Source organism: Saccharopolyspora hattusasensis (genome assembly GCF_050972075.1).
Classification (GTDB): Bacteria; Actinomycetota; Actinomycetes; order Mycobacteriales; family Pseudonocardiaceae; genus Saccharopolyspora; species Saccharopolyspora hattusasensis.
The window spans coordinates 7,180,978-7,196,220 of the sequence record NZ_JBPCDC010000001.1 but is presented as its reverse complement, the minus strand read 5'-3'; the positions used below and the strand labels follow the sequence as shown (position 1 = coordinate 7,196,220).

Annotated in this window: 15 protein-coding genes and 2 pseudogenes; 1 reads left to right on the top strand and 16 read right to left on the bottom strand. The window is 65.0% G+C overall.

The features are described 5' to 3' along the window. Window positions 1-144: 144 nt before the first annotated feature. The 12 genes and pseudogenes from ACRXBZ_RS34535 to ACRXBZ_RS34480 all read right to left on the bottom strand — a co-directional run bounded on the left by ACRXBZ_RS34535 (window position 145) and on the right by ACRXBZ_RS34480 (window position 10,214). Entirely contained in the window at window positions 145-1,029 is an 885-nt protein-coding gene (locus tag ACRXBZ_RS34535; protein WP_433882637.1) for an alpha/beta hydrolase, read from the bottom strand. A 54-nt stretch (window positions 1,030-1,083) separates the two neighbouring features. After that, window positions 1,084-1,362 (bottom strand): annotated as a pseudogene (locus ACRXBZ_RS34530) (heterodisulfide reductase-related iron-sulfur binding cluster); the annotation flags it as partial. 353 nt (window positions 1,363-1,715) lie between these two features. After that, window positions 1,716-2,117 carry a hypothetical protein gene (locus ACRXBZ_RS34525; RefSeq protein WP_433882636.1) on the bottom strand — a complete coding sequence of 134 codons (402 nt, stop codon included), beginning with the start codon at window positions 2,115-2,117 and terminating at the stop codon, window positions 1,716-1,718. 146 nt (window positions 2,118-2,263) lie between these two features. Further along, on the bottom strand, window positions 2,264-3,223 hold the full coding sequence (locus ACRXBZ_RS34520; protein ID WP_433882635.1) for an electron transfer flavoprotein subunit alpha/FixB family protein: 960 nt from the start codon (window positions 3,221-3,223) through the stop codon (window positions 2,264-2,266). A 30-nt stretch (window positions 3,224-3,253) separates the two neighbouring features. After that, window positions 3,254-4,036: an electron transfer flavoprotein subunit beta/FixA family protein gene (locus ACRXBZ_RS34515; protein WP_433882634.1), complete on the bottom strand. Its 783-nt coding sequence runs from the start codon at window positions 4,034-4,036 to the stop codon at window positions 3,254-3,256. 153 nt (window positions 4,037-4,189) lie between these two features. Then, window positions 4,190-4,591 (bottom strand): GlcG/HbpS family heme-binding protein, encoded by a 402-nt coding sequence (locus tag ACRXBZ_RS34510; protein ID WP_433882633.1) that lies wholly within the window; start codon window positions 4,589-4,591, stop codon window positions 4,190-4,192. A 53-nt stretch (window positions 4,592-4,644) separates the two neighbouring features. Further along, entirely contained in the window at window positions 4,645-5,076 is a 432-nt protein-coding gene (locus ACRXBZ_RS34505; RefSeq protein WP_433882632.1) for a hypothetical protein, read from the bottom strand. Further along, window positions 5,076-6,707 carry a GMC family oxidoreductase gene (locus tag ACRXBZ_RS34500; RefSeq protein WP_433882631.1) on the bottom strand — a complete coding sequence of 544 codons (1,632 nt, stop codon included), beginning with the start codon at window positions 6,705-6,707 and terminating at the stop codon, window positions 5,076-5,078. The genes ACRXBZ_RS34505 and ACRXBZ_RS34500 overlap by 1 nt, the downstream gene beginning before the upstream one ends. Beyond that, window positions 6,704-7,033 carry a Dabb family protein gene (locus ACRXBZ_RS34495; protein ID WP_433884063.1) on the bottom strand — a complete coding sequence of 110 codons (330 nt, stop codon included), beginning with the start codon at window positions 7,031-7,033 and terminating at the stop codon, window positions 6,704-6,706. The genes ACRXBZ_RS34500 and ACRXBZ_RS34495 overlap by 4 nt, the downstream gene beginning before the upstream one ends. A gap of 22 nt (window positions 7,034-7,055) precedes the next feature. Then, complete coding sequence (locus ACRXBZ_RS34490; protein ID WP_433882630.1) at window positions 7,056-8,444, bottom strand: MFS transporter; 1,389 nt, start codon at window positions 8,442-8,444, stop codon at window positions 7,056-7,058. A gap of 154 nt (window positions 8,445-8,598) precedes the next feature. Continuing rightward, window positions 8,599-9,495: a DUF6282 family protein gene (locus ACRXBZ_RS34485; RefSeq protein ID WP_433882629.1), complete on the bottom strand. Its 897-nt coding sequence runs from the start codon at window positions 9,493-9,495 to the stop codon at window positions 8,599-8,601. Beyond that, the gene (locus tag ACRXBZ_RS34480) at window positions 9,492-10,214 is read right to left on the bottom strand and encodes an SDR family NAD(P)-dependent oxidoreductase (protein WP_433882628.1); all 723 of its coding nucleotides are present in this window, start codon (window positions 10,212-10,214) and stop codon (window positions 9,492-9,494) included. The genes ACRXBZ_RS34485 and ACRXBZ_RS34480 overlap by 4 nt, the downstream gene beginning before the upstream one ends. Window positions 10,215-10,734: 520 nt before the next feature. Between ACRXBZ_RS34480 and ACRXBZ_RS34475 the strand changes: the two genes are divergently transcribed. Then, a complete protein-coding gene (locus ACRXBZ_RS34475) occupies window positions 10,735-11,469 on the top strand; it encodes a GntR family transcriptional regulator (RefSeq protein WP_168588288.1) in 735 nt (244 codons plus the stop codon). A 30-nt stretch (window positions 11,470-11,499) separates the two neighbouring features. Here the strand turns inward: ACRXBZ_RS34475 and ACRXBZ_RS34470 are convergent, their stop codons facing one another. The 4 genes and pseudogenes from ACRXBZ_RS34470 to ACRXBZ_RS34455 form a co-directional block, all read right to left on the bottom strand. Next, window positions 11,500-12,633 (bottom strand): RNA-guided endonuclease InsQ/TnpB family protein, encoded by a 1,134-nt coding sequence (locus ACRXBZ_RS34470; protein WP_433884062.1) that lies wholly within the window; start codon window positions 12,631-12,633, stop codon window positions 11,500-11,502. A 6-nt stretch (window positions 12,634-12,639) separates the two neighbouring features. Continuing rightward, window positions 12,640-12,725 (bottom strand): annotated as a pseudogene (locus tag ACRXBZ_RS34465) (helix-turn-helix domain-containing protein); the annotation flags it as partial. 421 nt (window positions 12,726-13,146) lie between these two features. Then, window positions 13,147-13,386: a hypothetical protein gene (locus tag ACRXBZ_RS34460; RefSeq protein WP_433882627.1), complete on the bottom strand. Its 240-nt coding sequence runs from the start codon at window positions 13,384-13,386 to the stop codon at window positions 13,147-13,149. A gap of 238 nt (window positions 13,387-13,624) precedes the next feature. Continuing rightward, on the bottom strand, window positions 13,625-15,226 hold the full coding sequence (locus ACRXBZ_RS34455; protein WP_433882626.1) for a thiamine pyrophosphate-binding protein: 1,602 nt from the start codon (window positions 15,224-15,226) through the stop codon (window positions 13,625-13,627). Window positions 15,227-15,243: the final 17 nt, after the last annotated feature.

Here is a 15,243-nt window from a genome sequence, read left to right as displayed (position 1 = left end):
CGTGTTTCGCACATGGGTGAGGGTGGGATGGACCCGGGAATGCCCGGCTGGTTGATCATGGCGGTTGGGTGGGGTGGCACTCTGCCGGGCATCGGCGGTCTAGCTAGCCGCAGTCTTCCGTACTCCCCGACAGCCTGAGTCCGTTTACTCGTGGGGAACTGAACTTGTGCGGCCGGTGATCGTGATCACGAAATCTGCCATACGGTCGATTGCCTCCGCTGCTTCCGGGGTCCCCCCAGCCAGCGCCGGGTAGGAATGGATGGCTCCAGGGACCGAATGGAAACGAACGTCGTTCCCGGCTTCCGTCAGCTTCTCGACTAGCCGGGTGGAGTCGCTGTACAACACGTCCCTCGTGCCCGCCTCGACATGCACCGGCGGGAGCTCGGTGAGGTCGGCGTAGAGGACCGAGGCGAGTGGGCTCCGCGGGTCCTGACCGTCGAGGTACAGCCGCGCCATCGACCCCGCTGACTCCTCGGTGGTGAGCGGATCATTGGTGGCCGGGGTCATCGATTGACCACGGAGCTCCAGATCGGTCCAGGGCGACATCACCACGCCACCCGCCGGCAGCGGCAGGCCCTTCTCGCGTAGCTCGACGAGCACAGCCAACACGAGAGCCCCGCCCGCCGAGTCGCCGGTCAACACGATCTCTTGGGGACTGACACCGCTGTTGAGCAGCCAGCGGTAGGCGGCGAACGAGTCGGCGACGGCCGTCGGGAACGGGTACTCCGGCGCAAGCCGGTAGTCGAAGGCGAGGCACCGCATGCCCGACGCTCGCGACAGCGTCCCATTGAACTGCCGCCACATCCACGGTTCGCCGCACACGTAGCCGCCACCGTGGAAGTACATGAAGCAGGCATCGCTCGCCTGCTCGCCCGTCCACACCCATTCCGAGCGTGCTCCGCCGATACCACCCAGGTCCGCAGGCTCAGAGCGGATGTCCTCATCGACCGGCACTGCCCGCCACACCCTCTCGTAGTGGCGCCGCTGCCCCGGAACATCCAAGGGAAAATCGGTAATGCTATCGATCACTTCTAGCATTTCGTGGCTGACCATGAACCGACCTCTCTCATATCGACGGGAAACTCATGGGGAATGGTGCGTTGCCTGGGCACGATCGGTGCCGTGTTTGACTGCTGAGAACAGCAGCTGCGCCACGTCGACGATCTCAACGTCTTCGAAGGCCTGGTTCTCATTCTGCCGCTGAGTCAGGCCGTCGGTAAGCATCACCTTGCAGAACGGGCAGCCGGTGGCGATCTTCGACGGGGCGGTGCCCAGGGCTTCGTCGACGCGGTCGAGGTTGATCCGCTTGCCGACGCGCTCCTCCATCCACATCGCGCCGCCGCAGCACATCGACCGGTCGGCACTGCTCCACGCACGCCCCGCAGTTGGTGCACGACCACAACACCTCCGGGTCGATGACCCCGAGCTCCCCGCCGCCGCCGACCAGCGGGCGCTCGGCCTCCGCGCAGCGCCGCGAACACCGACACCGCCGCCGTGGTCGCCGGCAGCACACTGCCTAGCAGGTACGAGAGCGGAGCCGACCACACCCCCGCGTGCAACAGGCCCGAGGACTCGTTGAACGCGCGGAGACCCGCGATGCCCGCGCCCTCCAGCAGCACCACCGGCCTCGACGAAGTGCGCCTGCCAGAAATTCGACCCCGCAAACCGCGACACCCGCCCCGCCCGGCGCGGGTGATTGGCCTGGCGTACCCCGATCAGCCAGAACCCGCCGGCGATCGTGGTGATCCCCAGGATCTCCACCAGCAGGTTCCATGGGCCGGACTCACCCAGCAGCGGGAACTCGAACGCAGGGTGGAAGACCTCCCGTACGCCTCGGCCACGCTCAGGCTCAACTCCAGGAAGCCCAGCATCACGAACCAGTGGGCCACACCCACATGGCCCCACTTCAGCATCCTGGTGCGCCCAAGGATCTCCTTGAACATGGTGCCGAACCGGGCGCCGAACGGTCCCTTCCGAGTCGGATCAGCTTGTCCGAGCCGGACCGACGACACCATCCGCCGCACGGTCCTGACCGCCATCACCACCGCGACCACCGTCACGGCGAGACACATCAAGCCCAGGTCCAGCTGCACGGCACCCATGCCATAGCCCTTCATTCAGAGTTTCTCGTTCGCACACCGGGAAAAACGAGCAGCCCACGAATTCTAGGAGTTCTTTGAGGACAGTACTGCCGACCGAAGCCGACAGATGACGGTTTCGATGTCAGCCACCGGCTTCGAGGCCTGCCCGCGAGACTCCCCGGTCAGCCGTTGCGCTTGGTGATCTCCTCGGTGAGCTGCGGGGCGACGGTGAACAGGTCCCCGACCACGCCGAAGTCGGCGATCTCGAAGATCGGCGCCTCGGGGTCCTTGTTTACCGCCACGATCCGCTTCGAGGTCTGCATACCGGCCCGATGCTGGATCGCACCCGAGATCCCCAGCGCGATGTACAACTGCGGCGAGACGGTCTTACCGGTCTGCCCGACCTGGAACTGGTGCGGGTAATACCCGGAATCCACCGCCGCACGCGAGGCACCGACCGCCGCACCCATCGAGTCGGCCAGCTTCTCCACCACCTCGAAGGACTCCGCCGAGCCGACACCCCGGCCACCGGAAACCACAATCGACGCTTCGGTGAGCTCCGGGCGGTCCCCGGCCTCCACCGGCTGCCGCCCGGTGATTCGCGCCGCCTTGGACGCATCCTGCGCCGGAACCTCCACGGCCTCCTCCGCCGCGGCACCCTCGGCCGCCTCGGCCTCGATCGCACCCGGCAGCACCGTGATCACCGGCGTGCCCTTCGTGATCCTGGCCTTCGCGTCATACGTGCCGCCGAACAGCGAGTGCGCACCGACACCGTCGCCGTCGAGGTCCACGACCTCCGAGAGCAGACCCGAGCCCAGCCGCAGGGCCAGCCGCCCGGCGATCTCCTTGCCATCCACCGACGCCGGCACCAGCACCGCCGCCGGTGACACCGAACCCACCAAGCCGGCCAGCACGTCCACCTGCGGGGTCACCAGAAAGCCCGCCGCCTCCGCCGACTCCGCGGAATACACCTTCGCCGCGCCATAGGCCGCCAGCGATTCGGTCAGCTTCCCGGTGGTGCCCGGCTCACCGACCACGACCGCCGACGGCTCGCCCAACCGCCGCGCCGCCGTCAAGAGCTCGAACGTGACCTTCTTGACCTCAGCGTCCACGTGATCGACGAGGACCAGAACCTCAGCCATAACTTCCTCTCCTCGAAATACCGGACGGCGTCAGACCAGCTTTTCGCCGGCCAGGAACCCGGCGATGGCCACGCCACCCTGGCCCTCATCGGTGACCTTCACACCCGCGGTCTTCGGCGGCTTCGGTGCCGAGGCCACCACCTGCGTGGCGGCGCCAGCCAGCCCGACCTCGCCCGCCTCGATCCCTGCTTCCGCCAGCGACAGGACGCTGACCGGCTTCTTCTTCGCCGCCATGATCCCCTTGAAGGACGGATACCGCGGCTCGTTGATCTTCTCCGTCACCGACACAACCGCCGGCAACCCAGCCTCGATGTTGACGATGCCCGCGTCGGTCTCCCGCTCGGCCTTCACGCTGGAACCGTCGGTCTCGACCTTGCGCGCGAAGGTCAGCTGCGGCCAGCCCAGTACCTCGGCCACCATCGCCGGGACCGCGCCCACGCGGCCGTCGGTGGCCTCGTTACCGGCGATCACCAAGTGGACGTCCTCGACGGTGCCGATGACCTTCGCCAGCGCCCGCGCCGTCGCCGGCGCGTCGGTGCCGCCCAGCGCCGCATCGGATAAGTGCACCGCCTTGTCCGCCCCCATCGACAACGCCTTGCGAATCGCGTCCGTGGCGCGATCCGGGCCCATGCACACAACGGTGACTTCACCGCCCTGGGCCTCGGTGATCTGCAGCGCCTCCTCCACCGCACGCTCGTTGACCTCATCCAGCACTGCATCCGCCGACTCACGATCCAGCGCGTGATCCGCACCCGCGAGCCGCCGCTCGGAATACGTGTCCGGCACCTGCTTCACCAGAACGACGATGTTCATTCCTCTCCTCTCCCCACGGCGCTGTCCAACAGGCCAACCGACTCCGTTGCTCTTTAGGTCGGTTCCCGGGGTCGGCCGCCGGGAGGCTTCCCGGCGGCCGACGCCTCAGCCACGCCGATGTGCGCCAGGTACCGTTAAAAGATCGACTCGCGGTCAGGCGACCGCAGCGCCAGCGTTCGCGACTTCCTCGTCCTGTTCGCCGGTTCCGCCGGCAACGCCAATCGCACCGACGACCTCACCATCGACCAGGATCGGAACGCCGCCCGCGAAGGTCACGAACGGCCGGGCCTGGGCAGTCTGCAGGCCGAAGAACGGCCCACCAGGTTGGACCAGTTCATTGAGGTCACCGGTCGGCATCTTCATGGACACCGAGGTGTAGGCCTTGTTGGACGAGATCTCCGGTGATGCGAGGAGAGCGCCATCCTGGCGCAGGAAAGCCACGGGTTCCCTTCCGCTGTCGAGGATGGAAATGCTAGAGGGCGAGTCGATTTCCGTGGCCTTCGCGGCGGCTGCGACCAGAATCTTTTGCGCGAGCTCGGCCGTGAGCTTTGCCATGACGATTTTCCTTTCTGAGCGGATGACGCCGACTTGTGCTGCGAAGAAACGAGTCAGACAGTCGGCCTATAAACTGGTCCTCGTTCCACAACGGGCTCTAGAAGGTGGATATAGGTTTCCACCTCGTCGTTCGCGACAGGTCGATTTTCCTGCCCCGGGTAACCGATGAGCGCGCGTACCTCGGGGTTCATGAGGTACGCGCCGGCGACGAGCAGGCTGAACGCGTCGAACAGTTCGGGGCTGTTCTTGTGGAGCGTCTCGATTGCCTTGGCAGGAGGTTCATCCACAGCTTCGGCCAGGGACGCCCGGAACCGGTCGGCCAGGTCTGGGCGGGCACCGAGCGCGTGCTCGATCCAGACTGTATGCACGTCCATCTGCGTGGCAGCAGGCATCCCGGCGGCGTTGGGGATAAGGACATCGGCGCGGGCGCCACAGATGTCACGCTCGTGATCGGTCAGCGTCACAGTGGGGTACGAGGTGGTCACTAGGGAACCTCCTGGTTTTTCCGGTTCGCGATGAGCTGCTCCGTGGCGCGCAGCGTGAGCGCGGTGATCGTGGCAGTGGGATTGGCCGCAGCCGATGTGACGAACGCGCTGCCATCGATGACGTAGAGGTTCGGTACGTCGTGCGCGCGATGCCACTCGTTGATCACTGAGTCGGCGGGGTCGAGGCCCATTCGGGCCGTTCCCATGATGTGCCAGCCGCAGTCCCGCATGAGGGGTGTGATGTGGACCTCGGTCGCACCGGCGGCTTCGTGCGCATCGCGGGCTCGTGCGAGGTTGAAATCCATCAGCCGTCGCGTGTTCTCCGACGTCCGATAGATGATCTTTGGCGATGGGATGCCGTCGGAGTCGGTCTGTTCCGAGTCGAGGACGACCCGGTTTTCCATGTCAGGCAAGTCCTCTGCCGTGATTCCCCACTCGAACGATCGGCCGAGAGTCCTGCGGATCCGGTGGTGGAAGTTCTCGCCCCAGACCTCCTCGACCGGACTGTCGCTGTAACCGGCGCGCAGCCCCAGGGGACCGCCGCTGGGCATGACCTGCCACTTGCCTCCGCGCGAAAAGCCACGGCTGGCATCAGTTTCGTAGAACTCGAAGGTCTGGATCGCGTGCCCGGCAGGACCGAGCCAGCTCTCCAGCGGATCGTCGTAGACCCCCGTCGCCGCAGCATAGGGGTGCATCATCAGGCGACGGCCGACAAGACCGGAAGAATTCGCGAGCCCGTCAGGGTGAGCTCGCGACGTCGAGAGGAGCAACAGGCGCGCGGTGCCGATGCCGTTGGCAGCCATGACGACCACATCGGCGGCCTGATGCCGCTCTACGCCGTTCCGATCGATATAGACTGCCCCGGTCGCGAGGCCCTTCGCATTGGTGGTGACCTCCCTGACCCTCGCCCCGGTGACCAGGCGCGCGCCCGCATCGATGGCGTCAGGCCAGTGCGTGATATCCACAGAGCCCTTCGCACCTTCGGGACAGCCTGTCAGGCATGTCCCCCGGCGGACGCACGCGTTCATGTGGCGATATTTCCTCGCCGATATCGCGTTGGGCGCGGGCCACCAGTGCCAACCCAACTTGTCCAGGCCTTCCGCCGCCTTCCGGCCGATCTTGTTGATCGGCATGGGTGGATTGGGATAGGGCGCCTCGTCGGGATACGCGGGATCGCCTGCGAGACCCGATACGCCCATGTCGATCTCGGTCCGTCCGTAGAAGGGAGCAAGGTCTTCGTAGCTGATCGGCCAGTCGTCGCCCACGCCGTCACGGGTTCGGGTCTGGAAGTCCGACGGCAGCATCCTCACCCAATGTGCTGCGTACAAGATCGTGCTTCCGCCGACGCCGTTGAACATCAGCGGGTTGACATCGGATTCGCTGGTGTCGATCGGGTAGTCCGAGGCCCGAGCCCGCGTGTTCGGGTTGGGATGCCAGTCCTTCTGTGCCTTGAGCTCCCACTCCGGGCGGGCTCCCGCAAACTCGGCCGGCCGGGTCCAGTCGCCTTGCTCCAGGCACACCACCGAGAAGCCCGCCTTCGACAGCTCGACTGCGGCGAAAGCACCGGAGGCGCCCGCTCCCACGATCAGGACGTCGGCCTTCTCCTCTCCGAGATTGTCACGGCCGTTCATGCGCGCCTACCTTCCATAGTCTTGCCGGTTCGGAGGTGCCGCTCTAGGGCGTCGGTCGAGAACTGAACTGCTTTCCGTTCGGCCACGATGTGCAGGACATGGTCCCGCACCAGTTCCAGGTGTGCGGGGTGGTCGAGGTAGCCGTCGATCTCATCTGCGGATCCGAGTTCAGCCACGACACCGAAATCGAAGTTGCCGTCGCGAGCCCCGAGGTCCCGCCCGTAACGGTACGCCTTCAAGCAGCCGGTACGCTCCGGCATGGTCGCGAGTTCCGCTTCGAATTTCGCTATTTGATCATCGGTTACACCGTCGCGGAAGCGAAACATGGCGATATGAGTGATTGACATCTCAGGCGCCTCCCGTCGCCTGGTCGAGATTGCATGACCTCAGCGAGACCAGTGCTCTGTCCCTGCTCCGGAACCGTCCTACTGTCTCTCGCGTGAACAACGCAGTGACGATAAGCGCGACGAGCATCAGACCGGCGAGGAAATAGAGCGCGATATTGTAGCCCGTGGGCGACGAGAACCCTCCACCTAGCGCGATGAGCGCACCAACGAGGTACGGGCTGAACCCGCCGAGGTAGATCCCGACATTGACGATCGAACTCGCGACGCCGGTCGATCCCTTTCCCGCAGAATCGAACGCAATGGCATAGACCAACGTGTAGGGGGCGTTCAGCGCGAAACCGACGAACAACTGAATCCCGATAACGGCACCGAGGCTGGTGCCCGCGAACTGGAAGAGAACGATCCCCACCGCGATCCAGCCGAGTACGATCATGAGTGAGAGTTTGCGGCCGATGCGGTCGGAGATCGCACCCCACACGATCTGCCCGATCCCACCCGTGATCGTGAAGAGCACCGAGTAAGCAGCGACTTCAGCGTAGTTGTAGTGGGCCACGAAGGCCAGGTATTGCGGGAGCCAGAAGCTAAGCCCGAAGTATCCGACGATCGACATCATCGCGATGAGCGCGATCACCCCGATGTTGGGATTGCGCACAGCCTGTGCGGGCTTGATTGAATCCGCGTCCACTGCCTCAGCTTCGAGCGGCTTCGCGTGCCCTACAGCCTCGACCGACTCGACAACCGTGTCGTACCGCCGCTTATTCGAGAACCACCAGTAGATCGTGAAGACGACGACCACTGGGATCGGGAAATAAAGGAACGCAACACGCCAGTTCTCCGGGCCGTACGCGGCCAGGACCGCTGAGACCGCGAAGCCGCCGACCAGCGTTCCCCATGGATAGCCGGTGTGGTGGATTCCGAGGGCCATTCCTCGGCGCTGCTTGGACCACCATTCACCGGCCGAGGCCACCTCGATAGCCTCGCCCGCACCACCGATCGCGTGGGAGAGCACCTGCATGAGGACGAGCACGGCTAGCGACGCGGTCAGTACGTTGAAGCCGGTCAGGAACGTGAACAGCGTGTAGCCGATCACGATCGGAAGGTGCCGATATTTTCGCCGCCAGCCGTGTCCGCCCTTGTCGGCCCACACCATCACCGGGACGCAGATGGCCGCCGTCGACAGCGTGATGAGCGTAGTCATAAGGCCCGCCGACGTAGGCGTCAGATTGAACTCGGTGGTGATCGCGGGCAGCACCATGTAGATCATCTGCCGCGAAATCGAGTCAAGCCCGTAAATCAGCCACAAGAGCACCAGGGAAATCGCGGAGGTAGTGAGTCCGCGGCGAATAATCGCCCGGGTGCCCTGCTGAGGGAGCGCAGTTTCCATCGACATTGATGTTGTCCTCACAGTGAATGTACGCAGGGCAAATTGCCCGGGCGCGGTAGCCCCCAGGAGTGCGCGGGAACCGGCCCTCAGGGGGATATTTTCGGCTCCCATCACGCCGTGCCGACGCGTGGCACGACCGAACGACGTCAGCCGGGTGACATTACCCGGCGAGAAGACGCTTGGGCGCCTCCGATGTCATGTACCGGAGCTCGTCCGGGGTGAAGCCCTCCTCGAGCATGCCTTCGATGAACAGGCGGAACGCCTCGGCGGGATGCGGGTTGACCTTCTGGCCGCCGTCGGTGGCCAGGTGGCATGACTCCATTCCCACCTTGCGGATCAGTTCGGCGATGTGCCCCATGGTCTGCGGCGGCACGATGACCTTCGTGACGAACGCGTATTGGAACTCGTTCATCGCGCCGAACGACGCCAGCTCCCGCATGTCTTCGGCGCTGGCACCGACAAACAAGGCGTGCGGGTGTGTGACGATCAGACGGGTGATCCCGAGTTCGGCCGCCCGCCGGAAAACCTTGATCGCTTCGGAGGGCGAGACGTGCCCGGAGGCGAGGATCATGTCGTGCTCTTTGATCAGCTGCAAAATGTCCTCGATCTCGGGCTTGAGGTTGCCGTTGTCACCGACGACGACAATTCCCTCACTGCCGACCGGGGATTCGGCGCGCAGGACCGGCACGTTCTCCGCGTGTGCCAGAAAATGCCGTGCGCTCAACGTCGGCAACCACACGATGCGGCCACCTTGCTTCGCGGACTCGAGCACTGCGTAGGGATTGAGCCCACCGACCGGATAGTTGAGCGCGACACCGCCGCGGACATCGAATCGGGTGGCAGTACGCGCCATTTCCGCACGCGCGGCGGTGTCCGTCGAGTGGCTTTTGACCACGATCGCGTCCATCCCGGCGGCCTTGGCCTCCTCGGCGGCCTCGATCGCCGTCACCGAACGCGGGAAGATGTCCGGCGCGGTGTGGATGTGAAGGTCGACCGCACCCTGCAGCAGCTGGTAACTGAGCTCGACCCGTTCCTGCTTGGTCATCGCCTCGGTCATGCCGAGAGCCCCCCGTCAACGACGATCGCCTGCCCGGTCATGTAAGACGCGGCGTCCGAGACCAGGAAAGCGTGCCACTTCGCAAGCTCGGGTGGCGCCGCTTCGCGGGACAGCGGAACGCTGGCCTTGACATTGGCCAGGTGTGCCTCCTTACCGCCTTCGAAGGTGATCACCGGGTCGTTGAACGGAGTGTCGACCCATCCCGGGCACAGGCAGTTCGCCCGGATGTTGTCCGCGGCGACTTCGACGGCGAGCGTCCGGGTGAACGCGATGACCGCGCCCTTCGACGCGCTATACGCCGTCATGCCTGCAAATCCCTTCAGCCCGGCCAGGGAAGCCGTGGTCGTGATGCTGCCGCCACCGGCTGCCCGCAGGTGCGGCACCGCGTACTTCGAGGTCAGGAAGCAGGACCTGACATTGACCCGAAGCTGGTCGTCCCAGTCTGTCTCGTCGAGCACCTCCACTGCGCCGGAACGCTGGATCCCGGCGACATTCACCACGGCATCGAGCCCACCGAGGGCCGTGACCGCCTCGTCGACCATCGCGGCGACCGAACCCGAGTCGGCGACATCGCATTTGATGAAACTGGGGTCATCACCGGGATCGCGCAGATCCACGCTCACCACGGACGCGCCTTCCGAGCGTAGTAAGCCCACCGTGGCACGGCCGATGCCGGACGCTGCTCCCGTGACGATGACGCGCTTGCCGGAACCTGCCATGTCGCCTCCACCTTCCCTGCGCCGACGCTGACGCGAGGACTCGACTCGCTTGTCATGTCATTTGGCCATATTTGTACGACCAACTTGGTGCGCTGACCTTAACTATTGGCCCATGTGGGTGTCAAGGGTCACAACACCCATGCTTACCTGCACTTTTGCTGATCAACACCGAGCCAGATCGGCAACGCGGCGAGGACCCTCGGTCTCGTGCGCCACCTCCGAACGTGGCCATCGGCCGACCTGCCCAGATAATGGCCGCACAAACTAGAAGTGGCTCTGCGCCGGAACGAGGGCGATGGCCGGAGCCGGATGCCTGACCGACCCGTGCCCGGCAGGCACCCTCAGCCGGGTACACACCGGGGTGCCCCAAAGCCAAGGTCATCCGCGACTAGTCTTCCCGTCAGCGACTCCGGACCGGGGCAGGGGCGCTCGGGACGACCCTGCTTGCCGTTTTGTCCGGCTAAATGACATATAGTTGAGGACAAACCGTCCTCAAGCCTTTACTTTCGGGGGTAGTGAGATGCCGACCAACGAGCCGAACCACCAAGTGCTCTCGCGAAACCTCCGCGTGCAGATCCGCCAGGGTGAGTTCTCCGATGGTCATCGCCTGCCCACAGAAGCCGAGCTCGCGGAGCGTTATGGGCTGAGTCGGCAAACGGTGCGGCGCGCTTTTCAGGACCTCGTTTCCGAAGGTCTCGTCTACCGGATCCGGGGCCGGGGTACCTACGCGCGCTCCGGTGGCGACGGGTACGTCCGCCAGGTCGGATCGGTAGACGACCTCATGGGGCTGTCCGAGGACACTGCCATGGAGGTCGTCCGGCCGCTGACGCGGAAGGTCGATCCGATCAACGCGGGACGGCTTCGCCTGGCTGCGGATGTCGTCTACGAGATGCAATTCGTGCGGATCCACGATGGAGTACGGTTCTGCACCACGACGGTGGCGCTGCCGCCGAGCGTGGCCAAACTCCTAAATTCCGTCGAGGAGCTACACAAGGTCGGCTCGGTGAGCACCATCACGATCATCGGGCTGCTCGACAGCCGGCTGCCGTTCGCGGTCAAGGAGGCCCAGCAGAGCATCACGGTTGACCGTTTCTCGGAAACGGACGCGAAGAGTCTGTCCACCGAGGTCGGTAGCCCGAGTCTGCGGGTCGACCGGCTCTATTTCGGCACCGACGGTGACCCGGTCGAACTGGCGATCAGCCATTTCGTACCTGAGCATTACTCGTATCGCATCAGCCTCCGGCGGAACGCCTGACACCTTGCTCAGTTGACTTCCTCCCTGCGCCTAAAGGCGGGGGAATCCAACCTTCACAGGTTGGGTTTCCTGCTTCATAGCCGACTGCGCGCGAGCAAGCTCGCCCCGGCTTACACCAGCTCCACAGGCATCGCCGGATTTCCACCCGGCTACCGCTCGACCAGCGGCAAGGATGTTCTTCGCGGCGTTGTGGTCCCGGTCGTGCCGAGTGCCGCAGTCGGGGCACGTCCAGTGCCGCACCGACAGTTTCAGGTTCTTCAGCAGGTGCCCGCAGTTCGAGCAGGTCTTTGAGCTCGGGTACCAGCGGTCAACGACAACGACGATCTTTCCCGCTCGCTCGGCTTTGTATTCGAGCTGGCGCCGGAACTCGCTCCACCCGCAATCAGAGATCGCCTTGGCCAGTTTCCGGTTGCGGACCATGTTTCTCACCGCGAGGTCTTCGACCGCGACCAGGTCATTGTTACGAACCAGGCCCGTTGAGGTGCGGTGCAGGAAGTCCTGCCGCGCGTGCCGCACCTTGCGGTGCGCCCGGGCAACCTTGGCTTTAGCCTTGCGGCGGTTCGCTGAACCGCGCTGCTTGCGGGCCATCTGACGTTGATAGCGGGCAAGGTTGCGGGCCTTACGGTCCACGTGACCGGCGTTGGGGATCTTCTCCCCGGTGGACAGGACAGCGAAGTCTTTCACCCCCAGGTCAACGCCGACCGTGCGGCCGGTGGCCGGGGCGTGTCCGGGCTCGTCGGTGTCCACGGCGAAGGTCACGTACCAGCGGCCGTCAGGCTCGCGGGAAACGATCACCATAGTCGGATTCAGAAACTGAAGAACCTCTGCACCCCAGGACCACACATACTCAAGCGGCGCGTTGTGCTTGGCCAGCTTCAGCTTTCCATCGCGCAGGCTAAACGCGCTGCGCGTGTAGTGCGCCGACCGACGTCCGTTACGCGACTTGAAGCGCGGGTAGCGAGCACGTCCAGCGAAGAAGTTCGCGTAGGCGGTGTGCTGGTGCCGCAACGTCTGCTGCAACGGCACCGACGACACCTCGGACAGAAACGCCAGTTCTTCGGTCTTCTTCCACGCGGTCAGCGCGGCGTCGGTCTCCTTGTAGGAGGTCTTTTTGCCGGTTGCGTGGTAGGAGCGGTGGCGTTCGGCGAGGGTCTTGTTCCACACGAGGCGTACGCACCCGAACGTGCGGCCAGCTGGGCCGCTTGCTCGGGGCCGGGATAGGCCCGAACCTTGTACGCCGTCCTCACACTGATCATTTTATACAGCGGGCCGACACCAGTAATCATCTGGTGGGATGGTTACCCAGGGCGTGTGCAAGGTTGATCTGAGGGCTGCGGCGGGTTTCTGTCCAGGTGGGATGCGAGACGAGGGCGCGGTTTCCGGTGGGGAGATCATCGGTTTGTCCAAGCCGTGACGGTCTATCCAGGAGCCGCGCTCTCGTGTTCTTGGCTTCCCTGATTCCGGTTGTGCTTGACCGGCCCACCCTCACAGTCGAGTCCATGCGGGGTCGTGTGGACGGACTCTGGCGGGCTCTGGAGGCGGTGGGCGGGGATCCTGTATGGGTTGCCGTTGCTGCCGGCCCTGGCGGTGCTGGCTGTGACCGCCGGTGCGAAGACGTTCATCGAGTCCGCCTCGGCGGAAGAACCCGCAAGTTCCATTGAAATCGAACCTTCGATTTCAATGGAACTTGCGGAACGTCGGCGTGTCGCACCCCGACACGCCGATGCCTGTGGACAACCTCCGCAATTTCAATGGAAATCGTGGACGGGTACGGACGTGCCAGGACCCGCAGCCTGGAAGGTCCTTGTTCTGGACGGAAACCTGCGAACCGATCTGCTCGGGGCCCGGCAGGGCATCCGAATATGGCGCTGGCGCCGCCCGAACGGCAAAGCCGCCGGTATCGAAACGGTCCACCACCTGGCCAACCTGCCACCCACCTGGCCAACCTGCCACCCACCTCCCTATCCGAAACTACCTAAACCGGACAGGTCAACCTTGCACACGCCCTGGATGGTTACCGCTGGACGCGTTAATCACGGCTTGACGTGCTTCCTCCCCACGGATAAATCCGGGGGTCTCCGCACTACGTTTCTTCGGTGATTGGACGGCACCGCCACATCGGGCCGGGATGGGGCGGTGCCATGGCGCGTACCGCTCAGCGCTTCCCGCGAATCGCGGCCAACACCTCGCCATAGGCGCGCGAATCAACCCGTACATCCACGATCGACGGACCGTGCTGCCCGAGCGCCCGCGCCAAGGCCGTGTCGAGTTCATCGGCGGAATCGGCGGAGAAGCCGGCCAAGCCATAACCCCGGCCGATCTGCGCGAAATCGGTCTCGCCGTACCCGATCGCGTTCTCCCCGCCGTTGCCATCGGGCTTGGCCTTGATCGCGATCAGGCTCAACCGCGAATCGTTGAAGACCACGATCGTAACGTTCAAGCCCAACCTGCTGATCGTCTCCAACTCACCCAGGCACATACCCAGCCCACCGTCCCCGGTGAAACACACAATGCGCCGACTCGGCCGGGCGAGGGCCGCCGCGACCGCGGCGGGAACGGCGAAGCCCATCGTCGCCAGACCACTCGAGATGATCAGCTCGTCCACGTCCTCGGTGGTCCACAGCGAGGTCGCCGGAAGCATGTGTGCCCCCGCGTCGACCGTGGCGATCGTGCCGGTGGGTACGGCTGCCCGCGTCCGTAACACCACCTCTTGTGGTGTGACGCCCTCCGGGGTCCCGGGCGTGGCCGCACACAACCGGGCCAACTCGTCGTCGCGATGCCGGTTGCCCGCGTCGGGCGGCCAGGTCGTCGCCGGCCAGATCTGCGACAGCTCAGCGACCAGCTTCTCCAGGTTGCCGACGACCTCGACGTCTGGGCGCAGGTAGGGGCTGGTCTCCGGCCAGGACGAGAACGAAACGACCGGCGCCTGGTAGGGCCAGGCGTTGGGAATGAACTCGACCGTATCGACTCCGATCATCACGATCAAGTCCGCAGCGTGCAGCAACGGTGCCTCGGTGGTCGCGCCGGTGACCAATCCAGCGGCGTTCGACCAGGAATCCGGCACGAGCCCCTTGGCCCGATAGGTCATCAGCGTGGGAGCCGCCGACTCCGCCAGTAGCGTGCGTACCTGTCCGGCGAGCCCGCGTGCACCGACGCCGAGCAACACGAGGGGCCGCTTGGCCTGGGAAATAAGACGTAACGCATCATCGACCGTATCCGGAGAAGGCTCTGCGGCGATTTCCGACGGGGTCGGCGACGAGGTCGCGCTGGGGTCGAAGTCGAGGTGCACCGGCCCTCTCGGAAGCGACATCGCCGCACCGACCGTATGGCGCACCGTCACCGCCGCGTCACCGCCGCTTCCAGCGGTGGCGGAGCGTTTGGTGACCGGCGCGTACAAAGCCCGCTGATCGAGACGCTGATGCGCGATCCGCTCGGCGTCCGCAGCGCTGACCGTGTCGGTGACCAGCACCAACGGCTGCCGATCAAGCATAGCGTTGGCAACCCCGTTGACTGCGCTCGCGGCTCCCGGTCCCCGAGTGACGACGCAGACGCCCGGGCTGTCGGTCAGATCACCGTAGACGGACGCCATCATGGCCGCCGGTGTCTCGGCGTGGGCGAGCACAAATCGGAGGCCGGCGGCTTCAGCCGCCCCGATGAAGTCCAGGTTGTTTCCGCCGCCCGGCATGCCGAACACCGTGTCCGCACCGGCGGCCGCCACGGCCTCCGCGATCGTGGCGGCCAGTTCGTTCGAGCTCATAAGTCTCCTTGCGTGGG

Coding starts and splice junctions, on each gene's coding strand:
- ACRXBZ_RS34515 (WP_433882634.1), bottom strand. CDS start 4,036: ATGAACATCGTCGTTCTGGTGAAGCAGGTGCCGGACACGTATTCCGAG.
- ACRXBZ_RS34475 (WP_168588288.1), top strand. CDS start 10,735: ATGCCGACCAACGAGCCGAACCACCAAGTGCTCTCGCGAAACCTCCGC.
- ACRXBZ_RS34490 (WP_433882630.1), bottom strand. CDS start 8,444: ATGTCGATGGAAACTGCGCTCCCTCAGCAGGGCACCCGGGCGATTATT.
- ACRXBZ_RS34520 (WP_433882635.1), bottom strand. CDS start 3,223: ATGGCTGAGGTTCTGGTCCTCGTCGATCACGTGGACGCTGAGGTCAAG.
- ACRXBZ_RS34510 (WP_433882633.1), bottom strand. CDS start 4,591: ATGGCAAAGCTCACGGCCGAGCTCGCGCAAAAGATTCTGGTCGCAGCC.
- ACRXBZ_RS34455 (WP_433882626.1), bottom strand. CDS start 15,226: ATGAGCTCGAACGAACTGGCCGCCACGATCGCGGAGGCCGTGGCGGCC.
- ACRXBZ_RS34495 (WP_433884063.1), bottom strand. CDS start 7,033: ATGTTTCGCTTCCGCGACGGTGTAACCGATGATCAAATAGCGAAATTC.
- ACRXBZ_RS34480 (WP_433882628.1), bottom strand. CDS start 10,214: ATGGCAGGTTCCGGCAAGCGCGTCATCGTCACGGGAGCAGCGTCCGGC.
- ACRXBZ_RS34500 (WP_433882631.1), bottom strand. CDS start 6,707: ATGAACGGCCGTGACAATCTCGGAGAGGAGAAGGCCGACGTCCTGATC.
- ACRXBZ_RS34525 (WP_433882636.1), bottom strand. CDS start 2,117: ATGAAGGGCTATGGCATGGGTGCCGTGCAGCTGGACCTGGGCTTGATG.
- ACRXBZ_RS34485 (WP_433882629.1), bottom strand. CDS start 9,495: ATGACCGAGGCGATGACCAAGCAGGAACGGGTCGAGCTCAGTTACCAG.